Annotated in this window: 13 protein-coding genes; 9 read left to right on the forward strand and 4 right to left on the reverse strand. The window is 71.3% G+C overall.

Going from position 1 to position 11945, the window contains the following annotated elements; translation table 11 throughout:
• Nucleotides 1-107: 107 nt before the first annotated feature.
• The 3 genes from SM450_RS19115 (at nt 108) to SM450_RS19125 (ending at nt 1542) form a co-directional block, all read left to right on the forward strand.
• Nucleotides 108-620: an acyl-CoA thioesterase gene (locus tag SM450_RS19115; protein ID WP_474621159.1), complete on the forward strand. Its 513-nt coding sequence runs from the start codon at nt 108-110 to the stop codon at nt 618-620.
• Between the two features lie 3 nt (nt 621-623).
• Complete coding sequence (locus SM450_RS19120) at nt 624-1247, forward strand: LysE family translocator (RefSeq protein ID WP_474621098.1); 624 nt, start codon at nt 624-626, stop codon at nt 1245-1247.
• 121 nt (nt 1248-1368) lie between these two features.
• Entirely contained in the window at nt 1369-1542 is a 174-nt protein-coding gene (locus SM450_RS19125; RefSeq protein ID WP_474621099.1) for a hypothetical protein, read from the forward strand.
• 60 nt (nt 1543-1602) lie between these two features.
• Here the strand turns inward: SM450_RS19125 and SM450_RS19130 are convergent, their stop codons facing one another.
• From SM450_RS19130 to SM450_RS19145, 4 genes are all read right to left on the reverse strand, one after another.
• Nucleotides 1603-2592, reverse strand: coding sequence for an ABC transporter permease (locus SM450_RS19130; protein WP_474621100.1), 990 nt, complete (start codon nt 2590-2592; stop codon nt 1603-1605).
• A complete protein-coding gene (locus tag SM450_RS19135; RefSeq protein WP_474621101.1) occupies nt 2589-3479 on the reverse strand; it encodes an ABC transporter ATP-binding protein in 891 nt (296 codons plus the stop codon). Before SM450_RS19135 ends, SM450_RS19130 begins: the two co-directional genes overlap by 4 nt.
• 20 nt (nt 3480-3499) lie before the next feature.
• Nucleotides 3500-3907, reverse strand: a complete 408-nt coding sequence (locus tag SM450_RS19140) for a GntR family transcriptional regulator (protein WP_474621102.1) — start codon at nt 3905-3907, stop codon at nt 3500-3502.
• Between the two features lie 335 nt (nt 3908-4242).
• Nucleotides 4243-5004 (reverse strand): IclR family transcriptional regulator, encoded by a 762-nt coding sequence (locus tag SM450_RS19145; RefSeq protein WP_474621103.1) that lies wholly within the window; start codon nt 5002-5004, stop codon nt 4243-4245.
• A 191-nt stretch (nt 5005-5195) separates the two neighbouring features.
• Between SM450_RS19145 and SM450_RS19150 the strand changes: the two genes are divergently transcribed.
• From SM450_RS19150 to SM450_RS19175, 6 genes are read left to right on the forward strand one after another with little or no spacing between them, the layout of a single operon-like run.
• The gene (locus SM450_RS19150) at nt 5196-5969 is read left to right on the forward strand and encodes an RraA family protein (protein WP_474621104.1); all 774 of its coding nucleotides are present in this window, start codon (nt 5196-5198) and stop codon (nt 5967-5969) included.
• Nucleotides 5966-6865: an acetaldehyde dehydrogenase (acetylating) gene (locus tag SM450_RS19155; protein WP_474621105.1), complete on the forward strand. Its 900-nt coding sequence runs from the start codon at nt 5966-5968 to the stop codon at nt 6863-6865. Before SM450_RS19150 ends, SM450_RS19155 begins: the two co-directional genes overlap by 4 nt.
• Nucleotides 6862-7935 (forward strand): 4-hydroxy-2-oxovalerate aldolase, encoded by a 1074-nt coding sequence (gene dmpG / locus SM450_RS19160; protein ID WP_474621106.1) that lies wholly within the window; start codon nt 6862-6864, stop codon nt 7933-7935. The genes SM450_RS19155 and dmpG overlap by 4 nt, the downstream gene beginning before the upstream one ends.
• Nucleotides 7916-8941: an ABC transporter substrate-binding protein gene (locus SM450_RS19165; protein WP_474621107.1), complete on the forward strand. Its 1026-nt coding sequence runs from the start codon at nt 7916-7918 to the stop codon at nt 8939-8941. Before dmpG ends, SM450_RS19165 begins: the two co-directional genes overlap by 20 nt.
• Before the next feature lie 13 nt (nt 8942-8954).
• Complete coding sequence (locus SM450_RS19170) at nt 8955-10736, forward strand: ABC transporter permease (protein ID WP_474621108.1); 1782 nt, start codon at nt 8955-8957, stop codon at nt 10734-10736.
• 29 nt (nt 10737-10765) lie between these two features.
• Entirely contained in the window at nt 10766-11941 is a 1176-nt protein-coding gene (locus tag SM450_RS19175; protein WP_474621109.1) for an ABC transporter ATP-binding protein, read from the forward strand.
• The last annotated feature ends 4 nt before the right edge of the window (nt 11942-11945 follow it).

Genomic DNA, 11945 nt, shown 5'->3' on the forward strand with positions numbered 1-11945 from the left:
CCTCGCGGGTGGGCCGGGCGGGTGACACGTCGTACGCGATCCGTCGGCGTGTCCTCGACGCGCGCCCTCCGGTCGGCGGTCCGCTGCATCGAGGACGGACCCGCACAGTGCCCGACACCATCACGCTCGCCGGCCGACCACCGTCGGCGTCGCACCTGACCCTGTCGCAGATCATGGACCAGCACCACACCAACCTGATGGGTACGGTGCACGGCGGCCGGATCCTCAACCTGATCGACTCGGTCGCCGGGGTGGTCGCCGCGCGCCACTCCGATGGCCCGGCGGTCACCGCCGCCATCGACGAGACCGCGTTCCTGCGCGCGGTCCGGGTGGGCGACGTGGTCCACGTCGACGCCCGGATCACCTGGGCCGGCCGCAGCTCGATGGAGGTGGCGGTGAAGGTCAGCGCGGACCGGTGGGACCGGGCGGTGCCGCCGGTCGACGTGGCGACGGCGCACCTGGTGATGGTGGCCGTCGACGACCACGGCGACCCCCGCGCCGTTCCGCCGCTGTTGCCGGAGACCGACGGTGACCGGCGGCGCTACCGGGAGGCGCGGATCCGGCGGGAGCACCGGCTGTCGCTACGGCGGGCGTTGCTCGACGGCGCCGGGGAGGGCTGAGCGATGCTCGGACTGTCCGTGGCGACCCTCGCCGGCTACCTCGCCGCGATCGCCGTCCTCATGGTCACCCCCGGTCCGGACATGATGTTCGTGCTGGCCAACGCCACAGGCTACGGCGCCCGGTCGGGCGTCGTCGCCGCGCTGGGCGTCGCCGCGGGGGAGGCCGTGCACGTCGCGGCGGTGGTCGGGGGACTGGCCACCGTGGTCAGCGCGTCGCCGACGTTGTTCACGGCGATCCGATGGGCCGGCGCCGCGTACCTGATCGTGTTGGGTGTCCGGGCCGCGCGCCACCGCGATCCGGTGGCCGTCACCGGTCCGGACCGTGGCGCGTCGCCCCGTCGGGCGTTTCTGCGCGGCCTGGTGACGAACCTGCTCAACCCCAAGATGATCCTGTTCAGCGTGGCGTTCCTGCCGCAGTTCGTCGACCCGGCCGCCGGTGACGCCACGGCGCAGCTCGTCCTGCTCGGCGCCCTGTTCGTCACCGTGCAGCTCGCCGTGGACGTCACCCTCGGCGCGGGCGCCGGCCGGCTCGCCCGCCGGTTGGCCGACCGGCGGTGGTCGCGGCGGATCAACCGGCTCTGCGCGGTCGCGTTCATCGCACTCGGCCTCCGGCTGGCCGTTGGCTGACCTGCCGTCACCTGGTGGGGCGGCGCTCACGCCGACTACCTGAGTGTCGTTCTCACCAGTGGCGCCGTGCGGTCAGCGTGAGTGAGCGGTCCGACTTCGCACCCTGGCAGCGCTGGCCGAGGTGGCGACACGGCTGGTCGGAAAGGTGGACGCCACGGCCGACCGCCGGCGCGGCACATTCACCGTGCACGCCGTCCAAGAAGACGTGCCCTTCACCCCGCAGGTGAGCCGCGCCGTACACGGCGACCTGGCGTCCTGGCTCTCGCTGACCCCGGAGGGTGTGGCTGACAGGTGATCGCCGAGGCCCCCGCGCCCCGACGAGCACCCGTCGCTGTCCACGATCCGAGGTCCCCGCCTACGCGATCCGGCGGACCCGGCGCACAGCCAGGTAGAGCAGCAGCAGGGCGAGGGCGACGAAGATGCCCGTCTCGATGCCCTGGAACAGCCAGAACCGGTCCGCCGGCTGGTACAGCTGCCAGTTGTACGCGCCCGGTTGGAGGCCCAGCTCGGCGCCACAGACCCGACCGTCCGGGCCCTTGCCGCCCGGCGGGCACTGGATGCGGGTGTCCTCCGCGATCATCGTCCCGTCCGGGTTGCGGACGCCCTGGGCGAGGATCCAGTCCCCCCGGCTGATCTCCGGGGGTCCCTCCCTCTCGATCGGGAAGGTCTGGGTACGGGCGGGCTGGTAGTGCGGCCGGCCCAGGAGCGCCACCGCCGCTCGTACGCCGATGAACCCGGCGAGGGTGATGCCCATGGCGGGCAGCATCCGCTTCCAGACGGTGCCGGCGAAGACGCCCAACGCCACGGCGAAAAGCGTGTAGCCGATCGGGACGATGCCCTGCAGATCGAAGACGATCATGCCGAGGCGACCTTCGTAAGCGGCCTGGGTCAGCGGCGCGACCCACCACGACATGCCCAGCCCGTAACCGATCGCCAGGAGCAGCACAGCGGCTCCGACCAGCCCGAACTTCGTCAGCGCCCAGCGGGTGCGGCCGACGCCCTGGGTCCAGACGAACCGGTGCGTGCCCTGCTCCACCTCACGGGCGACCAGTGGCGCGCCCCAGAACAGGCCGACCAGCACCGGCAGGGTGATCAGCAGGACGGCCAGCAGATTGAGGCTGCCGTACTGGTTGCTGAAGCGGTGGAAGCCCGCGTCACATGCCTCGCGGGTCGACGCGGCCACGTCGGCACGGGCAAGCTGGCCTACGCAGTCCGCCAGCCCGAGGTCGGCGAAGGTGTTCCGCATCGACAGGCCGATCGGCACCAGCACGGCCGCGAGCACGGCGAATGCCAGCACTGTGAAAAGGGCCTGCTTGCGGTGTTGTCGCCAGGTCAACCAGATCATGCTGCCACCCCCCACTCGCTGTGACTGGTCTGCGGGGTGCCCTCGGCCAGGTAGGCCAGGACGACGTCCTCCAGGCTCACCTCGCGGATCGTCCAGGCCGGATCGGTGACCGGCCCGTCGGTGCGGACCAGCAGTGTCGACTGCCGGTCGGTGTGGCTGGCCCGGACGACGGCGGCGACGCCCCCGATCGGGCCGCCGTCGTGCCGTGGGCCGACCAGTTGGCGGTGCCCGCTGACCAGGTCGTCGACCGCGCCGGTGAGCTGTACCTTGGCGGCGTTCAACACGATCAGGTAGTCGCAGACGCGTTCCAGGTCGGCCAGCAGGTGCGAGGAGAGCAGGACGGTGGTCCCGGAATCCGCGACGCTGCCCATCAGGGACTGGAGAAACTCACGCCGGGCCAGCGGGTCGAGGCTGGCGACCGGCTCGTCGAGCAGCAGCAGCCGGGGCTGTTTGGCCAGCGCCAGGGCCAGCGCCACCTGGGCCCGTTGCCCGCCGGAGAGCTTGCCCACGGGTCGGTCCGGTGGAATGCCGAGCTGCGCCAACCGGGTGCGGGCCAGGTGCGCGTCCCACCGCTTGTTCAGCTTGCCGCCGGCGACGACCAGCTCGGACGCCGTGAAGTCCCGGTAGAGCGGGGTGTCCTGGGCGACGAAGCCGATGTCGGCGAGGCCGTCCGTGTCGCCGTACGGCGATCGACCGAACACCCGTACCGTGCCCGCGTCGGGCTTGAGTAGCCCGACGGCCAGGTGTAACAGTGTGCTCTTGCCCGCGCCGTTGGGCCCGACCAACGCGGCGATCCGGCCGGCCGGCAGGCGCAGCGAGCAGTCCCGCAACGCCCAGGCCCGGCCGTACCGCTTGCCCAGCCGGTCCGCCTCCAAGACATGGTCCATTCTCTGTCCTCTCGTTCCGCTCACGCAGGTTCCTTCTGCGGGGTGTCTTCGGGGAGGGTGGCGCGCAGCGTGGTCTCCACCAGGGCGACGACGTCCTCGGCGGTGAGGCCGGCAGCCTGCGCCCGGTGCAGCCAGGCAACCAGGTCGTCGCGTAGCTCGGCCTGGTTGGGCAGCGACGCGCCGGCCAGGGTGCGCTGGACGAACGTGCCCACTCCGGGGCGACCGCCGACCAGACCCTCGATCTCCAGTTCCCGGTACGCCTTCAGCACCGTGTTCGGGTTGATCGCCAGGGATTGCGCGACGTCCCGGACTTTCGGCAACTGGTCGCCCGGCGTCAGCAGGCCGACCCGCAGAGCCTGTTTCACCTGCTGCACGAGCTGCATGTAGGTATTCACCTTCGACCGGCTGTCCAGTACGAATTCGATCACTCGCGATGATCCCTCCTGTTGTCCTACTACAATAGGACTGTTAGACAGCCTCGCCGGCACTGTTGCTCCTGTCAAGCCCGACGCGACACGCGCCCGGCCCGACACGGCGCGTCACGGGCGGCTGCCCGGCGTGTCGACCGGGTGGCACCAGCAGGCCAGAGGTTGGGCACCGACGGGTCAGCGGCTCGGGAAGGAACCGGCAGCAATCCAGGTGTTTCGCGTACTGGTGGTCAAGCACGCTTGACCACGGCCTGCGCCGGCTATCGCCGCCGCCTCGCCGACCACACCGCGCAGCCAGCCGGGGACACGCCTGTGGGCCGGGCGGGGCCGCCCGGTCAGGGGAGGTTGGCGGTGCGGCGGTCGAGTCGGGCCTCGATGGTCTGCGCCGCCTTGCGCAGCGGCGCCTGCAACCGCCCCTGGTCGAGGTCGCGGTGTTCCGAATTGGACGGGACGGAGATCGCCGCGATCACCCGTCCGGTGTGGTCGTGCAGGCCGGTGGCGACGCAGGAGACCCCGATCTGCCGCTCCTCCCGGTCGTACGCGAAGCCGGTGCGGCGCACGTCGGCAAGCTCGGCGCGCAGCAGCGCCGGTGAGGTACGGGTGTACCTGGTCAGCGGCTTCAGCCCCTGCGCGATGACCTCTTCGATCAACGACTCGGGCGCACCGGCCAGGAGGACCTTGCCGAGGCTGGTGGCGTAGAGCGGGTTGCGGGTGCCGGGGCGGGTCCGGACCCGCCCGTCAACGTGACTGATCTTCAACAGGTAGATCAGCTCGATGCCGTCACGTACTGCGAGATGGGCCTGGAAACCGGTCTCCGCTACGAGCCGTTCCATCGGCACCTGTGCCTGCTCGGTGAGCGCGCGCAGTAGCGGCACCTGGGCGCCCACCTCGAACATCCAGATCGAGAGCCGGTACTGCCCGCTGTCGGTCCGTTCGACCGCCCCGGCGGCGGTGAGGCTGACCAGGAGTCGGTGCGCGTTCGCCCTGGTCAGGCCGAGCAGCTCCGCGCACTGGCTGACTCCGACCTGACGGTGGGTCCGGAACAGGTCGAGGACACGGAACGCCTTCAGCACGGTCAGTGACGGATCGGTGCTCATCTCGTACCTCTTCCTTCAGGGGGGAGCCGACTACGGAGGGTGGTTGGCTTGGGGAAGGAGGTGACGCGGGTAACGCGGAATTTACTACAGGCATCTCGTAATCCGATACATCGTCGTGTACCTCGAACCCAGTTCAGGCCCATAGTCCCGGTCAGGCGCCGCGGCCGGAAGCAGGCCCTGAGGGGGAGTGAATGTTCAAGAGCATCAACCGCGTACCGGAACGAGTGTCACCCAGCGTGCGCGACCGACTCGGGCGGATCGACACGGCCACGCTTTCCGACGCGATGGGTCGTCACGGAGCGATGTCACATCGGATGCGACCGCTCGACCTCGACAGCAAGCTCGTCGGCACCGCCGTCACGGCGCACTGCCCGGAGGGCGACAACCTGATGGTGCACAAGGCGCTGCAGCTCGGCGAGCCCGGTGACGTGCTGGTGGTGGACACCGGCGGGACCTACGACGCCACCGTGCTGGGCCGGAACATGTCGCTCTTCGCGCACCGGGTCGGGTTCGTCGGCGCGGTGATCGACGGCAGCGTCCGGGACCGGTCCGGGATCATGGCGATCCCGTTCCCGGTGTTCTGCGTCGGCATCGTGCCCCGGTCGGCGGTGAAGCACTCGGTCGGCTCGGTCAACGTGCCGGTGACCTGCGGCGGTGTCGTGGTCAGCCCGGGCGACGTGATCGTCGGCGACGAGGACGGCGTGGTGGTGGTCCCACGCGGCGTCGCCGAGCAGGTGGCGGAGGCGGCCGAGGCCCGCCTGCGGATGGAGGAGCAGCAGAAGCAGGACGTCCAGGACGAGGATCTGCCGCTGGAGATCCTCTATGGCCGGACCTGGGTCGACGAGCGGATGCGCCCGGCCATGGCGGAGCCCTTCCAGATCCCGGGCAACCTCGACGACGGGAACCGGGCCACGACCGGCGACGGGAACGAGGCCGTGACCGGTAACGGGGATCTGGTCCTATGAGCCTCGCCGTCGCCATCGTCGGGTCGGGGAACATCGGCACCGACCTCATGGTCAAGATCCAGCGGTCCGCCGGGCTGGAACTGGTCGCCATGGTCGGCGTGGACCCGGCCTCCGAGGGGCTGGCCCGGGCCCGCCGGGCGGGCGTGCCGGCCTCCGCCGAGGGGGTGGACTGGCTGCTGCGCCATTATCCGCTGCCGGACCTGGTCTTCGAGGCGACGTCGGCGGCGGCGCACCTGGCCCACCACGCCCGGTACGCCGAGGCGGGCATCCCGGCGGTGGACCTCACCCCGGCGGCGGTGGGCCCGTTCGTCGTCCCCTCGGTCAACCTCGACCAGCATCTGAATGCCCCGAACGTCAACATGATCACCTGCGGCGGGCAGGCCACCATTCCGATCGTCGCCGCCGTCTCGGCGGTCACCCCGGTCAGTTACGCGGAGATCGTCGCGTCCATCGCGTCCCGCTCGGCCGGACCCGGCACCCGGGCCAACATCGACGAGTTCACGGTCACCACCGCCCGGGGCGTCGAGACCATCGGCGGTGCGGCCGCCGGTAAGGCGATCATCGTCCTCAACCCGGTGAGCCCGCCGATGATCATGCGGGACACGGTGTTCTGCGCGATCGACCCGGACGCCGACCGGGACCGGGTGACCGGGTCGATCCGGTCGATGGTGGACCGGGTCGCCGGCTACGTGCCGGGCTACCGCCTGGTCGCCGAGCCGCAGTTCGATGACCCGCGCCCCGACTGGCAGGGGCAGGCGCGGGTGACCGTCCTGCTGGAGGTCGAGGGACGCGGCGACCACCTGCCGCCGTACGCGGGAAACCTCGACATCATGACCGCCGCCGCCACCCGGGTCGGTGAGCGGATCGCCGCCGCGCGGGCGGAGGTGGCGTGGTGAGCGGCACCCGGATCCGGATCACCGACACCACGCTGCGCGACGGCAGCCACGCCATGCGCCACCAGTTCCGGCCCGCACACGTCCGGGCGACGGTCCGGGCGCTGCGCGCGGCGCACGTGCCGGTCATCGAGGTCACCCACGGCGACGGTCTGTCCGGGTCCTCGTTCAACTACGGCTTCTCCGCCACCCCGGAACTCGACCTGATCGACGTCGCCGTCGCCGAGGCCGGGCCGGCCACGATCGCCGCGCTGCTGCTGCCCGGGTTGGGCACCGCCGACGAACTGCGCGCCGCCGTCGACCACGGGGTCGACCTGGTCCGGGTGGCCACCCACTGCACCGAGGCGGACATCGCCGCCCAGCATCTCGGGCTGGCCCGCTCGCTGGGGGCCGAGACGGTCGGCTTCCTGATGATGTCGCACATGATCGGGCCGGAGCAGCTCGCCCGGCAGGCCAGGATCATGGCGGACGCCGGCGCTCAGTGCGTCTACGTCGTCGACTCCGCCGGCGCGCTGCTCCCCGACGACGCCGCCGCCCGGGTCGCCGCCCTGCACGCCGAGCTGGGCGACCACGCCCAGGTCGGCTTCCACGGGCACAACAACCTGGCCATGGGGGTGGCCAACTCGGTGGCCGCCGTCCGGGCCGGCGCCCGGCAGATCGACGGCGCGACCCGGGCTCTCGGCGCGGGCGCCGGCAACTCACCGACCGAGGTGCTCACCGCCGTCTTCGACCGGCTGGACATCGTCACCGGGGTCGACCTGGGCGCGATCCTGGACGCCGCCGAGGACGTGGTCCTGCGGTACGTCGACCGGGAGCCGGTGATGGACCGGGCCTCGATCGTCATGGGCTACGCCGGCGTCTACTCCAGTTTCCTGCTGCACGCCGAACGGGCCGCCCGGCGGTACGGCGTGCCCAGCCACGAGATCCTCCGCGAGGCCGGTCGACGCCGGTACGTGGGTGGTCAGGAGGACCTCCTGATCGACGTCGCCGTGGCGCTCGCCGCCGCCCGCTCCCCGTCACCCACCGCCACCACCGATAGAGAGGTCCACGCTGATGCCACACCCTCGTCGTAGATATCTGGCGGCTGCCGCCGTCGTCCTGCTCGCGATCACCGGATGCGGCGACCGAGGTGGTGAGGCCGCTGAGGTCGCCGCCCCCGACGGACTGGAGAGCGCCGCCAAGGAAGAGGGCACCGTCACCCTCTACAGCTCCGTGGAGGAGGACGCCACCGCCGCTTTCGCCAAGTCCTTCACCGACAGGTACGACGTCGAGGTGCAGGTCGTCCGGCTGACCAGCGCCCAGCTCGCCCAGCGGTTCGCCGCCGAGGCGCAGGCCGGGGCGCCGGCCGCCGACGCGCTGCTGATCTCGCGCACCGGCTTCACCGCTGACGCGATCGAGAGCGGCTGGCTGGTGCCGCTGGCCGACGCGGGGCTGCCCGACTTCCCCGGCAAACTGGACGAGCGGTTCGTGCTGCCCGACGAGGGCACCGCCATCTCGATCATCCAACCGGCCGGGATCGCCTACAACACCGACCTGGTGCCGGCCACCGAGGCCCCGAAGACCTGGGAGGACCTGCTCGACCCGAAGTGGAAGGGCCGGATCGCCATTCCCGACCCGGCGTCGTCCGCGTCGTACATCGGGGAGTGGCTGGTGGTGGCGGAGGCCAGCGGACCCGACTTCCTCCAGCGCTTCGCCGCCCAGGACCTCAAGAAGTACGCCAGCGGGGTGCCGGCCGCGGCGGCGGTGGCCGCCGGCGAGGCGGCGTTCTGCGTGATGGGTCTCGCCTCGCACATCGTGGACCCGAAGGCCAAGGGCGCGCCGATCGAGTTCGTCGCCCCGCCGCTGACCAGCGGCGCGGAGGTCGTCCCCGGGGTGGCGGCCAACAGCAGACACCCGAACGCGGCCCGGCTGCTCATCCAGTACGCGCTCTCCGCCGAGGGCAGCAAGGTCCTCGCCGACGCGGCCGGCGCGGTCTCCCCGTACGACACCACCAACCTGCCGACCGAGTACGTCTCGCCCGACCTGGCCGGCGCCAAGACCAAGCAGGCGCAGGTCATCGCCAACCTCGGGCTGAGCTGATGGGAGCGCGCCGATGGTGATGCTCGCTCCGCCCGGGCCGGACGCCGAGCCGGAGAGCTCCGCGCCGGCCCAGGCGGCCCGCCGCCGGATCACCCCGTTCACCACGATCGCGGTCACGGTGGCGACGGTGCTCGCGGTCCTCGCCACCTACCCGATCCTGCGGGTCGCGGTCGGGCTGGTCTACGTCGACGGTCGGCTCACCGTGGAGCCGATCCGGGACGTCCTGGCCATCCCCGATCTGGTGACGCTGATCGTCAACACCCTGGTCGCGGTCGTGGTGAGCGGCGTGGTCGCGCTGGTCGTCGGGTCGATCCTGGCCTGGCTCAACGAGCGGACCGACGCCCGGGTGGCCGGGCTGACCGACTCGATGCCGATGATCCCGTTCCTGCTGCCGCCGATCGCCGGCGCGGTCGGCTGGGTGCTGCTGCTCTCCACCAACGCGGGTCTGCTCAACGCGTTCATCCGCTGGGTGCTCGGCGGGGTCGGCATCCAGCTGACCGAGGGCCCGTTCGACATCTTCTCCTGGCCCGGCCTGATCTTCGTCTACACGCTCTACCAGGTCCCGTACGTGTTCATGCTGGTCACCACCGGGCTGCGCAACGCCGACGCGAGTCTCGACGAGCAGTCCCGGATCAGCGGGGCCGGTCGACTGAAGACGCTGTGGAGGGTCACCCTTCCCGCGATCCGGCCCAGCATCGGCGGGGCGATCCTGCTGATGTGCTGGCAGGGCTTCTCGCTCTACTCGGTGCCGGTGATCATCGGCTCGGGCGCGGGCATCGACGTGATCTCGGTACGGATCGTGGACCTGCTGTCGTTCACGTACCCGCCGGAGACCGCGACCGCCGTCGGGCTGAGCTTCATCGTGCTGCTGTTCGTCGGCGTGATGTGGTACCTCCAGTCGCGGATGCTGCGCAGCGGCCGGCACGCCACCCTCGGCGGTAAGGGGCAGCGTTTCACCCGGCAGGAGCTGGGCGGCTGGAAGTGGCCGGCCCGACTGCTCATCCTCGGCTACGGCGCGCTCGCCGTGGTGCTGCCGGCGATCGGACTGCTGCTGGTCTCGCTGAACGGCTTCTGGACCCCGAAGATCAACTGGACCGGGCTGAGTCTCGACTCGGTCCGCGAGTCGGTCTTCGAGGACGGACAGACGCTGACCGCCGTGCAGAACAGCCTCTGGCTCGGCATCGCCGGAGCGACCATCGGCATGGTCGCCGCCGCGCTGGTCGCCCTGCTCGTGGTCCGGTCCAAGCGGCGGGCGGTACGGGCGCTGGACGGCGCGATCAAACTGCCCTCGGTCTTCTCGCACCTGGTGATCGCGGTCGGGATGATCCTCGCGTTCGGCGGCCCGCCGTTCTTCCTCGGCGGCACCACGATGATCCTGCTGCTCGCGTACATCAGCATCTACCTGCCGCAGGGCTCGGTCGCCGCCGACTCGGCGGCCAGCCAGGTCGGGGGTGACCTCGCGGAAGCCTCCCAGATCAGCGGTGCCGGCGGCGGAAAGACCTTCCGCCGGGTGTACCTGCCGCTGATGGTGCCCGGCCTGGTCGCCGGCTGGGCCTTCCTGTTCGCCCGGATGGTCGGCGACCTCACCGCCACGGCGGTGCTCGCCGGCACCACGAACATGGTGGTCGGTTTCCGCATCCTGCAGATCTTCGAGAACGGCTCCTACGCGGAACTCGCCTCGCTGTCCGTCGTCCTGACCGCCGTCACCGCGCTGGTCGTCGGTCTCTGCCTCGCCTACTCCCGCTGGCAGGGCCGTTGGCAGGGCACCGGCGGGCGGACCAAGGGCAACCGATGACAACCCACGACACCGGAGGTGACAGGGGCATGGTCGCACCCGCCCAGGTCGAGAGCACCACCGCCAGCACGGTTACGCCACCGGCGGGCCCCATCGTGCGGGTCCGGGACCTGTCCAAGCGGTTCCGCCGCGCCGACGGCGCCGAGACGAAAGCCGTCGACGGCGTCTCGTTCGATGTGGCGCGCGGCGAGTTCCTGGTCCTGCTCGGCCCGAGCGGCTGCGGCAAGACCACCCTGCTGCGCATGATCGCCGGACTGGAGACGCCGGACGCCGGCACCGTCGAGATCGACGGCCAACCGGTGTACGACCACAGCCGACGTCTGGTCGTCCCGCCTGAGAAACGGCGGATCAGCATGATCTTCCAGTCGTACGCGCTGTGGCCGCACATGACGGTGGCGCAGAACGTCGCGTATCCGCTGGAGAACCGGGCGCGGAAACTGCCCCGCCCGGAGATCGCCGCCCGGGTCCAGGCCAGCCTCGACCAGGTGCACATCGGCGAGTTGGGCCGGCAGTACCCCGGCCAGATGAGCGGCGGCCAGCAGCAGCGGGTGGCGCTGGCCCGGGCTCTGGTGGCCGGCAACGACCTCATTCTCTTCGACGAGCCGCTGTCCAACGTCGACGCCAAGGTCCGGGAGCAGCTGCGCGCCGAACTCGTCTCCATGCAACGGGAGCTGGGCTTCGCGGCCGTCTACGTCACCCACGACCAGCACGAGGCGATGGGGCTGGCGCACCGCATCGCGGTGATGGGGGAGGGACGGTTCGCCCAGCTCGGCGGCCCCCGCGACATCTACCACGACGCGACGTCCCGGTACGTGGCCAACTTTGTCGGCACCAGCAACGAGCTGCCGGGCCCCGTCACCGGGCCGGACGGCGCCGGGCTGGCCGCCGTCCGCACCGCCCTCGGCCCGGTACGCGGCCGGCTGGCCTCCGACCAGCTCCGCGCCGGCGACCAGGCGATCGCGCTGTTCCGTCCCGAACGGGCCCACATCGCCCCCGCCACAGGCGCTTCCACCGAGAACGACGGCGCGGCCACCTTCACCGGGACGCTCAAGGCGGCGCTGTTCCTCGGCCCGCACACCGAGTACACCGTGACCTGCGGTGAGCACGTGCTGCGGGTCTGGAGCAACATCCGCACCGAGCTGCCGGAGGGCGCCACCGTCGAGGTCACCGTCGACGCGGCCGACGTCCGCATCCTCCAGCCGTGAACCC

The organism is Micromonospora marincola (assembly GCF_056150385.1).

What these genes read in the sequence shown, in the direction of transcription:
- SM450_RS19155 (WP_474621105.1), top strand. Translation starts at nt 5,966, where the DNA reads ATGAGCCTCGCCGTCGCCATCGTCGGGTCGGGGAACATCGGCACCGAC.
- SM450_RS19135 (WP_474621101.1), bottom strand. Translation starts at nt 3,479, where the DNA reads ATGGACCATGTCTTGGAGGCGGACCGGCTGGGCAAGCGGTACGGCCGG.
- SM450_RS19175 (WP_474621109.1), top strand. Translation starts at nt 10,766, where the DNA reads ATGGTCGCACCCGCCCAGGTCGAGAGCACCACCGCCAGCACGGTTACG.
- SM450_RS19120 (WP_474621098.1), top strand. Translation starts at nt 624, where the DNA reads ATGCTCGGACTGTCCGTGGCGACCCTCGCCGGCTACCTCGCCGCGATC.
- SM450_RS19165 (WP_474621107.1), top strand. Translation starts at nt 7,916, where the DNA reads ATGCCACACCCTCGTCGTAGATATCTGGCGGCTGCCGCCGTCGTCCTG.
- SM450_RS19170 (WP_474621108.1), top strand. Translation starts at nt 8,955, where the DNA reads ATGGTGATGCTCGCTCCGCCCGGGCCGGACGCCGAGCCGGAGAGCTCC.
- SM450_RS19150 (WP_474621104.1), top strand. Translation starts at nt 5,196, where the DNA reads ATGTTCAAGAGCATCAACCGCGTACCGGAACGAGTGTCACCCAGCGTG.
- SM450_RS19145 (WP_474621103.1), bottom strand. Translation starts at nt 5,004, where the DNA reads ATGAGCACCGATCCGTCACTGACCGTGCTGAAGGCGTTCCGTGTCCTC.
- SM450_RS19130 (WP_474621100.1), bottom strand. Translation starts at nt 2,592, where the DNA reads ATGATCTGGTTGACCTGGCGACAACACCGCAAGCAGGCCCTTTTCACA.